Genomic DNA, 17,961 nt, shown 5'->3' with positions numbered 1-17,961 from the left:
CATGACTGGAGAATCGCACGCTGCGCGCCTTCGAGGCGACTGCCCGACGCGGCACAAGGGGAGGTGTGCGTGGCTTTAAAGGATGGAGATGTTGGAGAACTCAGTACCTTGCAACAACGGGACCACCAAACCGGTACGCTAGTCCTACCATTCCAACGTGCGTATTGAGTTTCAAATCCGTGGCTACCGTTACAACTGAAACACCGGGGGATACCAGCACCAGCGAATTGCTCCACGTTCCGAAGTCCGAGTAACGATACTCCGCACGAAGCATCCAGTTTGCGAAGATTTTGGCGTCGATGCCGACTCCGGCCGTCCAGCCCGTTCGGGTGGTGCTGTTCGTCGCCGTCGTAAGAAGCGGGATCGGCGTTGGTCCGCAAAGCGGATCCGTAAAGCTGGTCTCGCAGGTGATCGAGTTGGAGAAGTTCTGGAACGCGATACCGCCGGTCCCATAGAGCAGAACATTGGGAGTTACCAGAAATCCGAGCCGGCCCCGCACGTTCGCATCCCATCTGGCTCTCACGCTCGATACATCGAGGCCGGGGCCCGGGACACCCAAAATGCAAGTGACCGTGCAGCCGGGCGCGCCCACCGTCGTGACGGTGCCGTTAAAATACGCGGCATCGAGGACAATGCCTGCAACCCATTGAGGCGCGAACTGATAGTCGTATCCGGCAAAGCCGCCGAAGCGACCGCTTGAGGGGCTAAAGCGTCGAGGCGAGCTACCGTCTACGGTTGGGGGAGGAATTACAAAGCCCGGCGCGACAACGCCAATCGACGTCGTGGTCCAATCGGCGTTGGCCTGCTCGCCGCCGAGCGAGGCTCCAACATAAAAGCCTGTCCAGGTCGAAACCGCTGCTTCAGGCGCGTAGCGAGGAGCTTTCACAGCCATGTCGGCAGCGGACGCGCCGATTGCGCTGGACGCGAGAACGGATATTGCCAAAGCAAGTTTTTTCATAGAAAGCCCCAAGCACTCGTGGAACGGCCCGGACCAGAGCTTAAACGGGTTCATCGTGCCCAGATGTATCGTCCAAGCCACAGTCGAGACATTTCGGACTTACATGTGGAACCCTGTTCCGCGCTTGCAGCCGGACCGGCAAGGCCGTGCGGCTGCACCCCTTCCGGTAGATCAAGTCCAACGCCGACAGATCCGGAAGGCTACGGATGATGGCGGTTTGCCGCCCGTGGTGGAGCGGCCACAGGACCAGCATCAGCCTTGAGGAGCAATTTGGAGCAGCCTGAATGAAATTTCCAGGAAGCACGGCTCGAAGCAGCGGTGGCGCCTCGCAAGAATCGCCCCGACGGTCAAGTTGAGCGTCATCCGATCATATCAAGTCGCTTTGCAAAAAGCCCTTGCCGTGTAAAAAAACCGCCTCGCGCCGTGATACCACCACCCCACTCTTTCGAAGAGAAATCTGGATTCTCTTTTCGAAAGGTGAAGTATCTTCTCGTTGACAAAAACCTTGTGCGGATTTCTGGGGGCGCCATTTGTTTCGACAGGAACAAATTCGGCATCATAAATCAGCCCATGCAACTCCGCGAAGATCATGGCTTCGATGGCCAATATATCGATAAAGTATTTTTTATATTTATCATCACCACGAAATTTCGTGCTTTGCGGATGATACTTTCTGGTTGCCAGCCACGCATAGATTGCTCCTGAATCAAACAGGAAAGCGGCGGCGGCTTCCATGCCGCCCTTGTCTTTTACCGCCAGCGCGAAGGCTTTCCGACGACGGACGCCATTCTCGATGAGTGCCTCTGCAATGCTCAGCGGGGCATAACTCTGCGCACCATTGCTGGTAAGATTGCTCTGGTAAAACCTACAAAAGTCGGACGCCGAGATATCTTCTATTTTAGCTTGTTCCAATGCTGTTCTGTATCTGGTTCTTCCGTCTCTTGAGATGGCTTTCAGTACCTTGTCTCTGGCTTGTGCATACGCGTCGCGCTCATATTTTTGTTTGCTGGGTGGACGGACGTATTTGGGTATTTTGATACATTCAAACCCGGCGTTGATGAACGCATCGCGAATGATGCCTGAATCATCATCCAGGATGAATTGGCAGTGACCAATCGATCTGGGAAGCTGCTTTATGATATCGGCAATCGCGCCCCGCTTCTCTTCATCACTAATGTGTTTGTCGAGAAAGACGAATGAGCTGAGGCGTCTCCAGTTATCTAAACTTGTTATCCTTGGAAAAATGCCCAGTACGTTTGTTTGGCAATATGGAAACTCGCATATTAGCTCGCCGGTTTTGTTGAACGCTTTGGCTACCCGGTGCTCCTTCCTGTACGCAATATCCACGAACCAGGGCTGGGAAAAAATCGATACCTCGTCCGGGTGCGCGCCCGCAATCCAATCGCGCTTGCTCCGGCTCTTCGGCACGAGCGTCGCCGCCAAAAGGCTGCTCCTTCAATTCTCGAAATTCGCGATATTCAATATCGTCCAACGTTTTATCGTTCAGTCTATCGGCACGCGCGGGAACTTCCCCGACCGTCCCGGCAACCTGTTCAGAGTATTCGGAGGGCGACGCAAGAGTGAGTGCGCAGAAGGATTACCCAAACCGGCAAGCCGCTCCGGCCAGTGGTGAAGGTCTCCATGCCGTCACGATCCGAGACTTCGCCCGTCGGCGAGCGCGTCAGCATGAGGATGGTTAACGCCCGGCGACACGCATCTTGATCGTTAAAAGGCAAAGCTAAGAAAAAGGGCGGCCCAGCGGCCGCCCTTTTTTACACGTGCAGTCTGCGATCAATGCCCGGCGACGGGTCCGGCGCCGCGGAACCAGACGTAGATGCAGATGAACAGGAACAGCCACACCACGTCAACGAAGTGCCAGTACCAGGCGGCGAATTCGAAGCCGAGATGCTGGGTCGGCGTGAAGTGTCCGGCATAGGCGCGGAACAGGCAGACCAGCAGGAACACGGTGCCGACCAGCACGTGGAAGCCGTGGAAGCCGGTCGCCATGAAGAAGGTCGCGCCGTACATGTTGCCGGAGAACGCGAAGGTGGCGTGGGCGTATTCATAGGCCTGCACGCAGGTGAACAGGGCGCCAAGCACGACGGTGAGGATCAGGCCGTATTTCAGGCCCTGCCGGTCGTTCTCCAGGAGCGCATGGTGCGCCCAGGTCACCGTGGTGCCCGAGGTCAGCAGCAGCAGCGTATTCAGCAGCGGCAGATGCCAAGGGTCGAAGGTCTCGATGCCCTTCGGCGGCCAGGTGCCCGGCACGCTGCAGGCGCCCGCGGCCGTGCCGGGGCCGCAGCCGAACACCGCGTCGCGGGTGGCGTGAATGGCATCGGCCGGAAACAGCGCGGAGTTGAAGAAGGCCCAGAACCAGGCGACGAAGAACATCACCTCGGAGGCGATGAACAGGATCATGCCGTAACGGTGGCTGATCTGCACCACGCGGGTGTGGTCACCCTTGAACTGGGCTTCGCGGATCACATCGCCCCACCAGCTCGCCATGGTGTAGAGCACGCCGATGGTACCGACGCCGAACACGATCGGTGCCGCCGCATACATATGGTGCATCCAGCCGACCGCGCCGACGGCCATGATGAAGGCCGAGATCGAGCCGACGACCGGCCACGGGCTCGGATCGACGAGGTGGTAGTCGTGATGCTTCGCGTGCGCCGTAGCCATTGCGGTCTCTCCGTTAGCGGTGCCGCATCCTTCGGCACATCTTCGTCTCAAAAATCAAGGTCAGGAATTTCGGAAGGCCGAAATCCCGGAGTTACAGGCTTCCCTTGCGCTTGTCCGACTCGCCTGAAGCCACCGGCTTCGGCGCCGGATCGCGCACGGGATAGAAGGTATAGGACAGCGTGATGGTGTTCAGTCCGTCATTCTCGCTGTCGGCGACCAGCGCCGGATCAACGTAGAACACGACCGGCATCTCGCGCTTCTCGCCCGGCGCCATGGTCTGTTCGGTGAAGCAGAAGCAGTTGATCTTCTGGAAATACGCGCCGACCGTCAGCGGGGTCACGTTGTAGGCGGCCTGGCCGACCGTGGCCCGCGCCGCCTGGTTGGTCACAGTATAAAATACGGTGACGACCTCGCCGATCCTGACCTCGATTTCGTTCTGCTCGGGCTCGAACTTCCACGGCAGGCCGGCGCCGACATTGGCATCGAACCGCACCGAGATCTTGCGCGCCAGCGGGCCCTGCGAAGGCGCCGAGGTGGCGACCTGGGTGGTGCCATTGAAGCCGGTGGCGCGGCAGAACCAGTTATAGAAGGGAACGGCGGCATAGGCTGCGCCGACCATGAACACCACGACGAAACCACAGATCGAGGCCACCATCGCATCGCGCGTCAGGGCGCGGCGCGAAGCCTTGCGGCTTGCCTCCGGTTCCCTTTGCGCGATCGGTTGGTCTGCCATCTCCACCACCCTAAATTCCCAGCCTACATTTCCAGTTTACATGGGCCGAACTAGAACGGCCGGCCCCTTGACCATGGTGACGGCGAAGAACAGCACGACGAGCACGAGGAGCGCGAGCGCAATCGCGACCGACCGCTGGCGCCGGCTTCTTTTCTGCGCCTCGGTGAGGACGATTCCATCTGGCATCTGCTTGTCGTCCATTCCGGTCCCATGGGCCCCCTACCCGATCGCGGCCATGACGCCGCGCACGACAACCTCGAGCAGCAGCGTGGCGAACAGCGCGAACAGATAAAGGATCGAGAAAGCAAACAGCCGCCTGGTCGCACGCAGCGCCGCGCTACCCTCGCGGCGGCGGTAGACGTTGATCGCGAGCACCATCATGCCGGCGCCGAGCACCAGCGAGGTGATGCCATAGATCGCGTCGAAATAGCCGAGCGGCCAGGGGGCGACGGCGATCGCGACCAAAACGACCGTATAGAGCAGGATCTGCAGCCGGGTCGCGTCGGGGCCGGCAACGACCGGCAGCATCGGCACGCCGGCGCGGGCATAGTCGTCGCTGCGGAACAGCGCCAGCGCCCAGAAATGCGGCGGGGTCCAGAAGAAGATGATCAGGAACAGCAGCACCGGCTCCATCGACAGCGAACCGGTCGCCGCGGCCCACGCCACGACAGGCGGCAGCGCGCCGGCGGCGCCGCCGATCACGATGTTCTGCGCGGTCCAGCGCTTCAGGAGCATGGTGTAGATCACGACGTAGAAGAAGATCGTGAACGCCAGGAGCCCGCCCGCAAGCCAGTTGACGAGGATGCCGAGCGTCATCACCGAGAAGAACGCGAGGATCAGCCCGAACGCGGTCGCCTCTTCGCGGGTGATGCGGCCGCGCGGGATCGGCCGGTTGGCGGTGCGCGACATCTTGGCGTCGATATCGCCCTCATAGGCCATGTTCAGCGCACCGGAGGCGCCGGCGCCGACCGCGATGCAGAGGATGGACGTGAACGCCAGGATCGGGTGGATATGGCCGGGCGCGATCACGAGGCCGACTAGCGCGGTGAAGATCACCAGCGACATCACCCGCGGCTTCAGCAGCGCGAGGTAGTCGCCGACCTCAGCCTCGGAAATCCGGGGCAGTTCGATGGCGTTGTGATCGACGACCGACAAGATTGATCTCGCTTGGTTCTAGGCCGCGGCGCGCCCGCAAGAGCGCGCCGCGAGTTACAAGGTTTACTGCACCCGCGGCAGCACTTCGAACTGGTGGAACGGCGGCGGCGAAGACAGCGTCCATTCCAGCGTGGTGGCGCCGGGGCCCCACGGATTATCCGCCGCCTGCTCTTTCTTGATGAAGGCGTCGACCACGCCATAGATGAAGATCAGCACGCCGAAGCCCGAGATGTAGGAGCCGAGCGAGGACACCAGGTTCCAGCCGGCGAACGCATCCGGATAGTCGATGTAGCGGCGCGGCATGCCGGATAGCCCGAGGAAATGCTGCGGGAAGAACACCAGGTTGACGCCGATGAAGGTGACCCAGAAGTGCAGCTTGCCGATGGTTTCCGAGTACATGTAGCCGGACATCTTCGGGAACCAGTAGTACCAGCCGGCGAAGATCGCGAACACGGCGCCCAGCGACAGCACGTAGTGGAAGTGCGCGACGACGTAATAGGTTTCCTGCAGCACGCGGTCGACGCCGGCATTGGCCAGCACGACGCCGGTGACGCCACCGAGCGTGAACAGGAAGATGAAGCCGATCGCCCACAGCATCGGCGTCTTGAACTCGATCGAGCCGCCCCACATCGTGGCGATCCAGGAGAAGATCTTCACCCCGGTCGGCACCGCGATCACCATGGTGGCGGCGACGAAATAGGCCTGCGTCGCCGAGGACATGCCGACCGTGTACATGTGGTGCGCCCACACCACGAAGCCGATGCCGCCGATCGCGACCATGGCGTAGGCCATGCCGAGATAGCCGAACACGGGCTTGCGCGAGAAGGTCGAGACGATCTGGCTGATCATGCCGAAGCCGGGCAGGATCAGGATGTACACTTCGGGATGGCCGAAGAACCAGAACAGATGCTGGAACAGCAGCGGGTCGCCGCCGCCGTCGGCGGAGAAGAAGGTGGTGCCGAAATTGCGGTCGGTCAGCAGCATGGTGATCGCACCGGCGAGCACCGGCAGCGACAACAGCAGCAGGAACACGGTGACCAGGATCGACCAGACGAACAGCGGCATCTTGTGCAGGGTCATGCCCGGCGCGCGCATGTTGAAGATCGTGGTGATGAAGTTGATGGCGCCGAGGATCGACGAGGCGCCGGCCAGATGCAGCGACAGGATCGCGAAATCGACCGCCGGTCCCGGATGGCCCGAGGTCGACAGCGGCGCGTAGATGGTCCAGCCCGCACCGACGCCGTTGGCGCCCGGCTCACCCTCGACGAAGGTGGACATCAGAAGCAGCGCGAACGAGGCCGGCAGCAGCCAGAACGAGATGTTGTTCATGCGCGGGAACGCCATGTCGGGCGCACCGATCATCAGCGGCACGAACCAGTTTCCGAAGCCGCCGATCATCGCCGGCATCACCATGAAGAAGATCATGATCAGGCCGTGCGAGGTCACGAACACGTTGTAGGTATGGGCTTCGTGGAACAGCTGGACGCCGGGATACATCAGCTCGATGCGGATCGCGATCGACATCGCCGCGCCGATGACGCCGGCGATGACCGCGAACACCAGGTACATCGTGCCGATGTCCTTGTGGTTCGTCGAATAGACGAAGCGCCGCCATCCGGTCGGATGCGCGTGCGCGTGGTCATCATGGGCGTGATCGTGGTGTGTCGCTGCGCCTGTTGCCATGTTCAAATCCTGCCTTGCAGTCCTTTTGTCGGACCTTGCGGTCCTGTCGCCCTTTTCGGACCTTGCGGTCCCGTCGCCCTTGTCCCTTGCGCCTAAGCCTTAAAGCTTGCCTGAGCTTTGCGGCTTACTGCGCCACCGCGCCACCAGCCGAGGCGTACGAATTCGCCGGGTTGGTCGCATATTTCTTCTTCGCGGTTTCCACCCAGGCCGCGAATTCCTGATCGCTCACGACCCGCACCGCGATCGGCATGAAGGCGTGATCCTTGCCGCACAGTTCGGAGCACTGGCCGTAGAACATCCCGGTCTTGGTGGCCTTGAACCAGGTCTCGTTCAGGCGGCCGGGGATGGCGTCGATCTTGATGCCGAAGGCCGGCACCGCGAAGGCGTGGATGACGTCGGCGCCGGTGGTCAGAACCTTGACCACCTTGTTGACCGGCACCACCATCTCATTGTCGACGCCGAGCAGCCGGGGCTTCTTGTCCGCCGCCATCAGCGAATCGAACTCGAACTTGCCGTGATCGGGATAGGCATAGCTCCAGTACCACTGCTTGCCGGTCGCCTTGATGGTGAGATCCGCCTTCGGCACGTCGAGCTGCAGAAACAGCAGCCGGAACGACGGCACCGCGATCGCGACCAGAATCAGCACCGGGATCAGGGTCCAGGCCACTTCGATCAGGGTATTGTGGGTGGTCTTGGAGGGGACCGGGTTGGCCTTGGCGTTGAACTTGACGACGACCATGACCAGCAGCACCAGCACGAACAGCGTGATGATGGTGATGGTGGCGAGCAGCCAGTTATGGAACCAGATGATGTAGTCCATCACCGGCGAGGCCGATTCCTGCAGGGTGTATTCCCACGGCGCCGGCTGTCCCAATTCGGCTGACGCCGTACCGCCGGCGACAAGGGCCATGCCCGCCACCGCAAACCCCAGCAACCGCCGGCCAATCTGGCCCTTCGACATCTTCATGCCGCTCGCGCTCCCTTGATAAATCCCCAAAGCATCCCCACCGGATGGCCGGAAATGCCGCACGATCCGCCCCTACAAACAGCCCGCCGGAGGTGGCTTGGGAGCACACCTCAAAATTACCGGGGCCAGATCGCTAGAACGCTTCGAAATCCAGCCTCTCAAACCATAATTCGCAGGCTCTCGCAATGCAGTAGTGGGGACCAAAGCCATGCGTCACCGGCTAATCTCTGCATGTCAGGTTTTCCCGCTAAATCAGGCAAAAGCCGCCTTTTTGTCCGGCCGCGCCGCTTGACAGGCGGATTACCGGATGTACGCACAGGCAGGGTGCGCCGCGGGGACCTGATTCGCCGCTGAGGCGCTTCGAGATTTGGCGAAAGACCGCCTTCAAGGCGCCGTCATTACGTATCAGTCCGAGTAATCATTCAGAGGATCGACCCGGATGAGGCGTTCAAAACATCAGGCAGGACGCAAGCCAGGGCCAGGCCGCTGGCTGGGCGGACTGCTCGCCACAGCCTTCCTGCTCGGCCTGACCGAGGCTGCCAGCGCCCAGGGCGCGGTGCGCTCGGTCCATGGCGACTGGCAGATCCGCTGCGACACCCCGCCGGGCGCCCAGGGCGAGCAATGCGCCCTGATCCAGAGCGTGGTAGCCGAAGACCGCTCCAACGCCGGCCTCACCGTGATCGTGCTGAAGACCGCCGACCAGAAGAGCAAGCTGATGCGGGTGGTAGCCCCCTTGGGCGTACTGCTGCCCTCCGGGCTCGGCCTGAAACTGGACAACCAGGACGTCGGCCGCGCCGGTTTTGTCCGCTGCCTGCCCAATGGCTGCGTTGCCGAAGTCGTGATGGACGAAAAACTGCTCGGCCAGCTCCGCACCGCCAAGACCGCGACCTTTATCATCTTCGAGACCCCGGAAGAGGGCATCGGCTTCCCGCTGAGCCTGAACGGGATCGGCGAGGGGTATGATAAGTTGCCGTGAGGCACCGGGCGCCGCCTCAACATCCGCTTCGCTTAGTTACGCGCCACGGCACTTGCATAATAGTCGAACAACCGGCGCGCCTCGATCGAGAGCCAGTCGGCTTCACCCGTGATGTAGCCTTCGACTTGCCCGGTGACGCCGAGCAGGAAGCTGATCGGCATGCCGTAAAGCGCGAAGGGCGTGTCGACACCGTCGCTGGCGCCGGCGCGTCCCACCAGTCCGCCGGGGTCGAAGCCGATCGTAAGATGGCGAAGCTTCAACTTCTTGACGAACGGCGCGACCACCGATCGATCGCGATCGGTGGTGATGGCGACGACGGCGAGGTCGGCGCGGCGGCTTTCCGCGAGTTGATCCAGTATCGGCAGCTCCGTGCGGCAGGCCGCACACCAGGTCGCCCAGAAATTGACGAGCACCACCTTGCCGCGGAAAGACGCCAGATCGAGCGCACCGCCGCCGAGACGCGGGATCGTTACCGGCGGGACCGGCCGTGCGCCGCGAACCAGCGTGAACTGATGCCGGGCTGTTGCGAATGGCGGCGGCCCGCCGGCCGCGGCACGTCCCGGCAAGGGCGGGATCGCAAGCGAGGCGGCCGCGCCCATGACCCCCGCGACAAAGGTGCGGCGGGTCGGGCCGCGAGGCGACGTCATGTCGGATACTCCGCTGTGCAGTTTTGCATCCAGGTTCTGAATCCAAATATCACGATCGGATGTAGGACCAGCCGGCTTCCTGCAATTCGATGATGCGCCCCGGCCCGCTCGGCACGATATCGACGCCATCGATCAGCGTGACCGGACGTCCCTCCTGGCGCTCCATACCGAGCTTGGTGGCATCGCAGACCACGAAGCGGATGTTCGAATTGACCGTCCTCAGGATGCGCAGCATGTCCTTTACCGGCGAGGTGTCGGCGCGCAGCATGTGAACACCGGCGTTGTAGGCGACCACTTCGATCGTGAATGCCTCGTTCCGCTCCTGGTAGTATTTTGGAAGGTTGAGCGCGGTCGAGATCAGCGCCCGCATCGTGGTGGGATCATCGGTGTTGATCGGCAGCACCAGCCGATGCATCGCGACCGGAGCGGCCTTCGCCTGCGGCTTTGGGCTCGCCGCCTCCGATCCTGTCAGCAACAGGGTCACGGTCAGCGGCACTAGGAAGGCCAGGATGAGGCCCGCGGCAATCGTCCATTCGCGGCGAGAAAGGCGCATGGCAGCGGCCTCACAAATGCTTGTTCACAAGTGCCTGGCAAGCGATGCGATCTGGTCGCGCTTCGCATAGGCGACGATGGCGCTCAGTGCCAACAGCACCAGCGCGGGCACGGCCGAGCCGCCGACCACAAAGAGATGCGTGACGGTCGCGCCGATCATGATGCAGATCAGCAGCACGGCGCCGACGGCCGCCAGCGACGGCGTGAGGATCAGGAAAGCCCCGAGCAATTCGAGCGCCCCGGTCGCATAGCGGAACCATTGACCAAGTCCGATATGCTGAAATGACTCAACCAGCATCGGCACGCCATAGAGCTTGGCGCCGCCAGCGCCTGCAAAGGCAAGGGCCAGCAATCCCCTGACGATCCACAGACCGGCGGACTTCCAGCGCGGCGGCGCCGAGGCAGCAGCAAGTGACATTGTTAGCTCCCGATATGTTCCAGCGGTTCAGACCGAGCCCGCGAAGGCTTTCGAGACACAAAATTCGGGAGTAAGATGAAAAGTACAAGTAGGATGCTTTTTGTGAGGTAGTATGAAAAAGATGACTATTGCAGAAAGCAAGGATATTGCCGCCCCGGAACCATGCCAGCGCGGGGTGCTGGAGCAATTTCATCGTGCGCTGGGCGTTCTGGCTGGAAAATGGAAGGGCGAAATTCTCTGGCAATTGGTCCAGCGCAAGCACCGGTTCGGCGAATTGCGCCAATCGATCCCCGGCGTCACCCAGCACATGCTGACGACGCAGCTACGCGATCTCGAGGCCAATGGACTGGTGAAGCGCACGGTCTATCCCGAGGTGCCGCCGCGCGTCGAATATGAGATCACGCCCTCGGCGAGGGCCCTCAAGCCGGTGTTCGATGAACTGTTTCGCTGGTCGCAGGAGCACGGCTTTCCGCCGGCGGCGCAGCCCAAGGCTTCTTCCGCCGACAAAAAGGAGCAGCCAAAGTAGGTTTCCCGAGCCACCGGGTCGCGCGAATGCGCGCCCGATGGCTCGCAATGACGCGGAACGACACCGTGACCTCCCTCACAGCCAAGGCGACCGCCATCCTGCCAAAGGTTTCTCCATCAACGCGGAGGAGACCGCCATGACCAATGACCGTACGTTCGGGGCCCGTGCAGACGCTGCGAAAAGCGAGCTGACCGGGGAGCAACTCGACATCGTATCCGGCGGCAAATGGTTTGAAATCGTGCGCGCCGAGCACAGTGTGAAGTCCCCGCGAGACGCGGCGTCGGGATTGGCGACCGGGCGTCGCCAGCACCTCCCCTGATTTGATTGGGCGCCGTCAGGTTTTTCGGCCTGCCGCTAGAACAGCAGCCCCATCAAAATCAGATTTTCGTGCTTGCCATCGACCAGGATGGCCTCGCGCTGCACGCCTTCGATCTCGAAGCCGACTTTCTTGTAGAGCGCGATCGCGTTCACGTTGTTTTCCCGGACCGTCAGTTCGACCCGCTGCAGCCCGAAGGCCTGTGCGGCGCCGAGCGCCTGCGCGATCAGGCGCTTGCCGATGCCCCGGCCCCGGAATTGCGGCAAAAGGCCCATGCCGAGAACGCCGTTATGGGCATAAATCGGCCTTGGCTTCGGGGTCACGTCGCACCAGCCGACGACCTCACCGCCCGACAGCGCGACGAATTGCGGGTACCCCTGCTCGATGATGTCGAGAATGAACGCCCGCGTCGCCTCCAGCGGCGGGGCCTCCAGGAACGATAGATAGCGCCGCTCCCGCGCCACGATATCGAGGGTCCGGTGAAAGCTGTCGATATGACCCTGCGTTATCGGAACAATTTCGATCGTAGCCATCGTGCCTGCAACGTGTTGATCCAGCCTCTCGCGAAACTACGAGGAAACAACTATCTTGGTTGCACCCCTCCGACAACGGACTGAATGTAATGACCAACTCCCCCGCTACAACCTCCCTGATCGACCGCGCCAATCTCGACCGCGATTCCGTCCGCCGGGAGATCGCGCGCGGGCTCGAAGGCGCCGACGACGGCGAATTGTTCCTGGAATATGGCCAGACCGAAGCGCTGATGTTCGACAATGGCAGGCTGAAGCAGGCGACCTACGACACTTCGCAGGGTTTTGGGCTCCGCGCGGTCAAGGACGACGCGGTCGGGTACGCGCATTCCTCCGACGTCTCGCTGCCGGCGCTGATCCGCGCTGCGGACGCGGTCGCGGCGGTCCGTGGCGGCTATTCCGGCAACTTTGCGGCGGCGCCCGCTCACACCAATGTGAGACTCTATGGCGACGGCAATCCGCTGGATGCGCCGGGTTTTGAAGCCAAGGTGAAGCTGCTCGCCGAAATCGACGCCTATGTGCGCGACAAGGACCCGCGGGTGCGGCAGGTGACGGCCAGCCTCAGCGCCACCTGGCAGGTGGTGGAAATCCTGCGGCCCGACGGCGAAAGCTACCGCGACATCCGCCCGCTGGTGCGGGTCAATATTTCCGTGGTCGCCGGCCAGGGCGACCGGCAGGAAAGCGGCAGCAAGGGTTATGGCGGCCGCGAGGGCTATGCGCGCTTCATCGAGACCAAGGCCTGGCGCGATGCCGCCGACGGCGCGATCCGCGAAGCGCTGGTCAATCTGGAATCGGTTCCCGCGCCCGCCGGCGAAATGGACGTGGTGCTGGGGGCCGGCTGGCCCGGCGTCATGCTGCATGAAGCTGTCGGACACGGGCTCGAGGGCGATTTCAACCGCAAGCAGACCTCGGCTTTCGCCGGCCTGATGGGCAAGCAGGTCGCCGCCAAGGGCGTCACCGTGGTCGATGACGGCACCATGGCCTCGCGGCGCGGTTCGCTCTCCATTGACGACGAGGGCACGCCAACCAACCGCACCGTGCTGATCGAGGACGGCATTCTGGTCGGCTACATGCAGGACCGCCAGAACGCCCGGCTGATGAACATGAAGCCGACCGGCAACGGACGGCGCCAGAGTTACGCCCATGTGCCGATGCCGCGCATGACCAACACCTACATGCTGTCGGGCCAGCGCGATCCCGCGGAAATCCTCGCCTCGGTAAAGAACGGCATCTATGCCGCGAATTTCGGCGGCGGCCAGGTCGACATCACCTCGGGCAAATACGTGTTCCAGTGCACCGAGGCCTACAAGATCGAGAACGGCAAGATCGGCGCGCCCTTGAAGGGCGCGATGCTGATCGGCAACGGTCCGACCGACCTGCATCGCATCACCATGGTCGGCAACGACCTCTCGCTCGATACCGGCATCGGCACCTGCGGCAAGAACGGCCAGGGCGTGCCGGTTGGCGTCGGCCAGCCGACGCTGCGGATGGAGCGCATTACGGTCGGAGGAACCGGCTAGTGACCAGCGAGAACGAAACCACGGTCGCAAAACCTGCGGCAAAACCCGCAGGCTGGCGCGCGCAGGTCGCTCAACTCGCCGCCATCGTGATGGTGGTGTTCGTCGCCAAGGGCGCCTTGGCCGAACCGTTTTACGTTCCGTCCGGTTCGATGGAGCCGACGCTCCTGATCGGTGACGCGCGCTGCTGGCGTCAAAATTTCCCTATGGCTACGGCGCGGCGTCGCTGCCGATCCAGATCACGCTGCCGGAAACCGGCCGCCTGTTCGGCGAGACGCCCAAGCGCGGCGACGTCGTCGTATTCCGCTGGCCCGGCGACCGCTCGCAGGCCTGGGTCAAGCGCGTGGTCGGGTTGCCCGGCGACCGCATCCAGATGCGGCAGGGCCAGCTCTTCATCAACGACCATGCCGCGACCTTGAAGCCGGATGGCGTGGGTGAAGCCGAAGACGACCGCGGCGGCAGCAGGCCTATCGCTATGTCGAGACGCTGCCGAACGGGGTCACGCATGCGATCTTCAAGATGCGCGACAGCGGCCGGCTCGACAACACGCCAGAGGTAACGGTGCCGACGGGAAAACTGTTCGTGCTCGGCGACAACAGGGACAATTCCGCCGACAGCCGCGTCGCCGTGCGCGACGGCGGAGTCGGCCTGCTGCCGACGAGATGCTGATCGAAAGCCAACCGAAGCTGTTTTACTTCACCGACCACTATCGAGATTATCCAATCGTGCTGGTTCGCCTGTCGAAGGCCAAACGCGGCATCGTCGAGCCGCTGTTGCGCCGGCACTGGCGCACGCTGGCTTCGAAGAAGGCGGTGAAGGAATTCGACGAATCATAGATCATCCCGTCATTGCGAAGCAATGACGTGGAAAGAGCATCCATGACCCAAGACCAATTCCTCAGCCTTGCGCTGCGCAATCCCACCAATAAAATAATCGCCGAAAAACTGTTCGAGCTAAAGCTGCCGGATGCCTGGATCGTGTCGGGATGCCTGGTGCAGACGGTTTGGAACGTGCTGACCGGGCGCGCCGTTGATTACGGCATCAACGATTACGACGTGTTCTATTTCGATCCCGATACATCCTGGGCGGCCGAGGACGCCGTGATCCGCCGCCTGCACGGCGCGCTCGGCCATCTCGACGCCAGGGTCGAGGCGCGCAACCAGGCGCGCGTCCATCTCTGGTACGGCGAAAAGCACGGCCTGCCCTACCCGCCGCTGCGCTGCTCGACCGAAGGCATCGATCGGTTTCTGACCAGGAATACGCAGATTGGCATCCGTCGCATGCCTGATGGCTACGACGTCTATGCGCCCGATGGTTTCGACGATGCCGCCGGGCTGATCGTGCGGCCCAATCCGGGTCCGAATTTCTCCGCGGCGAATTATGAAGTGAAGGCCGCGCGATGGAAGAAGCTGTGGCCGGAGGTGACGGTGCTGGCGGTGGAGTAAATTTCAACCGTCGTCCCGGCGAAGGCCGGGACCCATAGCCACAGGGCATCATGAGTAAAGGAGGTCGTCGACCAGCACCCTTAATCAGAACGGCCGCGGCGTATGGGCCCCGGCTCAAGGCCGGGGCGACAAGAAAAGCTACCGCACCACGCCGGAGGTAAACCCGGCCTTGCGCCGCGGCGGCTTGATGTCTTTTTTCAGGAAGCAATGGCCTTCCTTGCCGGCGTAGCCCGGCCGCGCATAGGTCCAGGCCCGGCATTTGTTGTCGGCGGTGCAGGCGGCCTTGCAGGCGTCATCGCCGTCCTTGCTCTTGACGTCGAAATTCTTGTAGTCGCCGCCGAACCGGTCGATCGAGGTTTCGATCACGCTGTTCCTCGGCTCGACCACGCCGGCGCCGCGCACCCCGGAGACGCAGCAACTGTCCTGGACGCGTGCCGGAACGTTGCTCTTGAGCCAGCACACCGCGCCGCTGGTCAGGTCGGTCGGATAGTTGAAGCTCCACGACCGGCAACGCTTGTCGCGTTCGCACACCAGCGCGCAGTCGGCCGGATCGCCCGAGATCACCGGCGAGCTCAGATAATCGCCGCCGGGGCGGTCGAAATTGGCCTGCGCCGCAGCCTGGCGCGCGGGTGCTGCCGCCGCCAAAAAGGCGAGCGTCACCAAACACGCCCTGACGAGGCGGCCTATCCCCATGTGATTGCTTTCGAATGCGCGCGTTCCGAAGATTGCCATTGGAGCGGCATCAACCTGTACGGCGGATGAACGGCCCGGGAATGCGGCAACGAACCGAGCGTGATGATCCCATCACGCTCTATCCTTTTGTTTACGCATGATCTTTTCGGCAAAGCCGGGCACCCACCCCGCATCAAACGCGGGGCATGCTTTACCGGATCGTGCGTTAGAACGCGTATTCCTTGTAGGCCGGTTCCACGGAGCCGCCCCAGGCGCCGTTGAATTTCTCCAGCATCTCTTCGGCCGGCGTGCGGCCGGATTCGAGGATCCGTTCCAGGGGTTCGAGGTGACGGCTTTCGTCGCGGCCGAGATGATCGACATGACCACGCCGCCGCAGGCCGGCATGGGACAGCTTCAGGCATTCCTTCGCGATCTCGAACAGATAGCGGTCGCGGATCCGGGCCTTGAAGCCGAAGCGCGGCACGTCGTCGCGCAGCGCCTGACGCTCCGCCGCCGTCCAGTGCTTCACGAGATCCCATGCCGCGTCCAGCGTGGTGTCGTCGTACAACAGGCCGACCCAGAACGCCGGCAGCGCCGGCAAGCGGCCCCACGGCACGCCGTCGGCGCCGCGCATTTCCAGATAACGCTTCAAGCGCACTTCCGGGAAAATCGTCGAGAGATGATTGGCCCAATCCGACAGCGTCGGCCGCTCACCCGGGAGCGCGTTACTCTTGCCGTCGAAGAAGGCGCGGAACGACGAGCCTGACACGTCGATATAGCTGTCGCCGCGCTTGACGAAATACATCGGAACGTCGAGCGCATAGTCGACCCAACGCTCAAAACCCATGCCGTCCTCGAACGCCCACGGGATCATGCCGGAACGCGCATTATCGGTATCGCGCCAGATTTCGGAGCGGAACGACAGGAAGCCGTTGGCCTTGCCTTCGGTGAACGGCGAATTGGCGAACAACGCGGTCGCGATCGGCTGCAGCGCCACCGATACCCGCAGCTTCTTGACCATGTCGGCTTCGGAAGAGAAGTCGAGATTGGTCTGCACGGTACAGGTCCGATACATCATGTCGAGGCCGTACTGGCCGACCTTCGGCATGTAATTGGTCATGATCCCGTAGCGGCCCTTGGGCATCACAGGGATTTGCGACCGCGACCATGACGGCGTCATGCCGAGGCCGAGAAAGCCGATGCCGAGCGGGGTCGCGATCTCGCGCACCTGCGCCAGATGCGCCATCAACTCCGACTGTGTCTGGTGCACGGTCTCGACCGGCGCGCCCGACAATTCGAACTGCCCGCCGGGCTCCAGCGAAATCGCGCCGCCGCCGGTGACGTCGTACAGCCCGATAATGTTACCGCGCTCCATGATCGGCTCCCAGCCGAGCAGGAGCTGCATGCCCTCCAGCAGCGCGCCGATGCCGCGCGCGCCTTCATATGGCACGGGGTGATAGCCCTCGAGCGTGAACGGGGTCTTCTCGTGCTCGGTGCCGATGCGGAACTCCGACGGCGGCTTCACGCCGGCCGCCAGCCACGCCACGAGTTCGTCGCGCGATTGCAACGGCGTCATATCGATTTGGTCACGCGCCATAAAAAACCCGGATCTTTGGCGATTCGACCGAACGCGCCGTGTGGCAGGGAGCATTGCGGACAGCGTTATCCGCAAAAACGATAAGATGAAGGCGTATCATCGGGCGGGAACGCCGTCTCGCACAGCGGCCGCCCTGACCTCGCTGCACGAGCAGCCCAGCCGGTCGAGCAAACCGCAGAGCTTGATGGCGTCGGTGTCGGACAGTTTGGAGCCGACGTGCTTTTCGATCGCGGCGGAATAGGCGCTCCACATTTTCTTTTGCAGCTCGCGTCCCGTCTCGGTGATTTCGACGAACTGGCCGCGCTTGTCGATCTTGCATTCGCGCCGCGCCGCCAGCCCTTCGTCGACCAGCCGGTCGATCAGGCGCGAGGTCGAGTATTGCGGGATCAGCATCTGCTTCTCCAGCTCCACGGGACGCATCTCGCCGGACGGCGCGCGCGACAATTCCAGTAGCGCGTCATACCAGGCGAGCGGCGGGAAGCCCGCCTTCTTCAGATCCTGCTCGACGGCGTCGAGCACCCGGCTCTGCACCCGCATCAGGCGGATCCAGGCGTTGGTCGCCTCGGTCGATGGTTTGCGTTTCATGG

20 protein-coding genes and 2 pseudogenes are annotated in these 17,961 nt (G+C 62.4%); 7 read left to right on the top strand and 15 right to left on the bottom strand.

Going from position 1 to position 17,961, the window contains the following annotated elements:
- Positions 1 to 100: 100 nt before the first annotated feature.
- The 8 genes from JQ558_RS32835 to coxB all read right to left on the bottom strand — a co-directional run bounded on the left by JQ558_RS32835 (position 101) and on the right by coxB (position 8,178).
- Entirely contained in the window at positions 101 to 958 is an 858-nt protein-coding gene (locus tag JQ558_RS32835; RefSeq protein ID WP_212296343.1) for an outer membrane protein, read from the bottom strand.
- Between the two features lie 372 nt (positions 959 to 1,330).
- Positions 1,331 to 2,401, bottom strand: coding sequence for a hypothetical protein (locus JQ558_RS32830; protein ID WP_212211240.1), 1,071 nt, complete (start codon positions 2,399 to 2,401; stop codon positions 1,331 to 1,333).
- A gap of 348 nt (positions 2,402 to 2,749) precedes the next feature.
- Complete coding sequence (locus JQ558_RS32825; RefSeq protein ID WP_212211242.1) at positions 2,750 to 3,640, bottom strand: cytochrome c oxidase subunit 3; 891 nt, start codon at positions 3,638 to 3,640, stop codon at positions 2,750 to 2,752.
- A 91-nt stretch (positions 3,641 to 3,731) separates the two neighbouring features.
- Entirely contained in the window at positions 3,732 to 4,373 is a 642-nt protein-coding gene (locus tag JQ558_RS32820; RefSeq protein WP_212272723.1) for a cytochrome c oxidase assembly protein, read from the bottom strand.
- 36 nt (positions 4,374 to 4,409) lie between these two features.
- A complete protein-coding gene (locus JQ558_RS32815) occupies positions 4,410 to 4,574 on the bottom strand; it encodes a CoxF protein (protein WP_212211246.1) in 165 nt (54 codons plus the stop codon).
- An 18-nt stretch (positions 4,575 to 4,592) separates the two neighbouring features.
- Positions 4,593 to 5,528 (bottom strand): heme o synthase, encoded by a 936-nt coding sequence (locus JQ558_RS32810; RefSeq protein ID WP_212296342.1) that lies wholly within the window; start codon positions 5,526 to 5,528, stop codon positions 4,593 to 4,595.
- Between the two features lie 63 nt (positions 5,529 to 5,591).
- On the bottom strand, positions 5,592 to 7,211 hold the full coding sequence (ctaD, locus tag JQ558_RS32805) for a cytochrome c oxidase subunit I (RefSeq protein ID WP_212211249.1): 1,620 nt from the start codon (positions 7,209 to 7,211) through the stop codon (positions 5,592 to 5,594).
- Positions 7,212 to 7,335: 124 nt separating this feature from the next.
- Positions 7,336 to 8,178, bottom strand: a complete 843-nt coding sequence (coxB, locus tag JQ558_RS32800) for a cytochrome c oxidase subunit II (RefSeq protein WP_212211251.1) — start codon at positions 8,176 to 8,178, stop codon at positions 7,336 to 7,338.
- A 439-nt stretch (positions 8,179 to 8,617) separates the two neighbouring features.
- On the opposite strand from coxB, the gene JQ558_RS32795 reads away from it, so the two are divergent.
- A complete protein-coding gene (locus tag JQ558_RS32795) occupies positions 8,618 to 9,154 on the top strand; it encodes an invasion associated locus B family protein (protein WP_249119075.1) in 537 nt (178 codons plus the stop codon).
- 32 nt (positions 9,155 to 9,186) lie between these two features.
- Here the strand turns inward: JQ558_RS32795 and JQ558_RS32790 are convergent, their stop codons facing one another.
- The 3 genes from JQ558_RS32790 to JQ558_RS32780 are packed head-to-tail and all read right to left on the bottom strand — an operon-like array spanning position 9,187 to position 10,771.
- Positions 9,187 to 9,801 carry a TlpA disulfide reductase family protein gene (locus JQ558_RS32790; protein WP_212211252.1) on the bottom strand — a complete coding sequence of 205 codons (615 nt, stop codon included), beginning with the start codon at positions 9,799 to 9,801 and terminating at the stop codon, positions 9,187 to 9,189.
- A 49-nt stretch (positions 9,802 to 9,850) separates the two neighbouring features.
- Positions 9,851 to 10,354: a DsrE family protein gene (locus JQ558_RS32785; protein ID WP_212296341.1), complete on the bottom strand. Its 504-nt coding sequence runs from the start codon at positions 10,352 to 10,354 to the stop codon at positions 9,851 to 9,853.
- Between the two features lie 24 nt (positions 10,355 to 10,378).
- Positions 10,379 to 10,771, bottom strand: a complete 393-nt coding sequence (locus JQ558_RS32780) for a DoxX family protein (RefSeq protein WP_212272733.1) — start codon at positions 10,769 to 10,771, stop codon at positions 10,379 to 10,381.
- 121 nt (positions 10,772 to 10,892) lie between these two features.
- Here JQ558_RS32780 and JQ558_RS32775 point away from each other — a divergent pair, with 121 nt between their 5' ends.
- Together JQ558_RS32775 and JQ558_RS32770 are read left to right on the top strand one after the other, a co-directional pair.
- Positions 10,893 to 11,297, top strand: a complete 405-nt coding sequence (locus JQ558_RS32775; RefSeq protein WP_212211392.1) for a helix-turn-helix domain-containing protein — start codon at positions 10,893 to 10,895, stop codon at positions 11,295 to 11,297.
- Positions 11,298 to 11,433: 136 nt separating this feature from the next.
- Positions 11,434 to 11,616, top strand: coding sequence for a hypothetical protein (locus JQ558_RS32770; RefSeq protein WP_212211255.1), 183 nt, complete (start codon positions 11,434 to 11,436; stop codon positions 11,614 to 11,616).
- 35 nt (positions 11,617 to 11,651) lie between these two features.
- Here JQ558_RS32770 and JQ558_RS32765 read toward each other — a convergent pair whose 3' ends face one another.
- Positions 11,652 to 12,146 carry a GNAT family N-acetyltransferase gene (locus JQ558_RS32765; protein WP_212296340.1) on the bottom strand — a complete coding sequence of 165 codons (495 nt, stop codon included), beginning with the start codon at positions 12,144 to 12,146 and terminating at the stop codon, positions 11,652 to 11,654.
- Positions 12,147 to 12,235: 89 nt separating this feature from the next.
- Here JQ558_RS32765 and tldD point away from each other — a divergent pair, with 89 nt between their 5' ends.
- The 4 genes and pseudogenes from tldD to JQ558_RS32745 all read left to right on the top strand — a co-directional run bounded on the left by tldD (position 12,236) and on the right by JQ558_RS32745 (position 15,105).
- Entirely contained in the window at positions 12,236 to 13,663 is a 1,428-nt protein-coding gene (tldD, locus tag JQ558_RS32760; protein ID WP_212296339.1) for a metalloprotease TldD, read from the top strand.
- Positions 13,663 to 14,317: pseudogene (gene lepB, locus JQ558_RS32755) on the top strand (signal peptidase I); the annotation flags it as partial. The gene tldD and the pseudogene lepB, both read left to right, overlap by 1 nt.
- Before the next feature lie 5 nt (positions 14,318 to 14,322).
- Positions 14,323 to 14,496, top strand: a pseudogene (locus JQ558_RS32750) (MmcQ/YjbR family DNA-binding protein); the annotation flags it as partial.
- 42 nt (positions 14,497 to 14,538) lie between these two features.
- The gene (locus JQ558_RS32745; RefSeq protein WP_212296338.1) at positions 14,539 to 15,105 is read left to right on the top strand and encodes a nucleotidyltransferase family protein; all 567 of its coding nucleotides are present in this window, start codon (positions 14,539 to 14,541) and stop codon (positions 15,103 to 15,105) included.
- Between the two features lie 138 nt (positions 15,106 to 15,243).
- Here the strand turns inward: JQ558_RS32745 and JQ558_RS32740 are convergent, their stop codons facing one another.
- From JQ558_RS32740 to JQ558_RS32730, 3 genes are all read right to left on the bottom strand, one after another.
- Complete coding sequence (locus tag JQ558_RS32740; RefSeq protein ID WP_212296349.1) at positions 15,244 to 15,798, bottom strand: PAN domain-containing protein; 555 nt, start codon at positions 15,796 to 15,798, stop codon at positions 15,244 to 15,246.
- A 205-nt stretch (positions 15,799 to 16,003) separates the two neighbouring features.
- The gene (locus JQ558_RS32735; protein ID WP_212211265.1) at positions 16,004 to 17,374 is read right to left on the bottom strand and encodes a glutamate--cysteine ligase; all 1,371 of its coding nucleotides are present in this window, start codon (positions 17,372 to 17,374) and stop codon (positions 16,004 to 16,006) included.
- A 96-nt stretch (positions 17,375 to 17,470) separates the two neighbouring features.
- A complete protein-coding gene (locus JQ558_RS32730; protein WP_212211267.1) occupies positions 17,471 to 17,959 on the bottom strand; it encodes a MarR family winged helix-turn-helix transcriptional regulator in 489 nt (162 codons plus the stop codon).
- Positions 17,960 to 17,961: the final 2 nt, after the last annotated feature.

The sequence above is a fragment of the Bradyrhizobium sp. AUGA SZCCT0160 genome, assembly GCF_018130105.1.
Taxonomy (GTDB): Bacteria; Pseudomonadota; Alphaproteobacteria; order Rhizobiales; family Xanthobacteraceae; genus Bradyrhizobium.
Note: the sequence above shows the minus strand (reverse complement) of the source record. Positions and strands in the feature narration are given on the sequence as shown.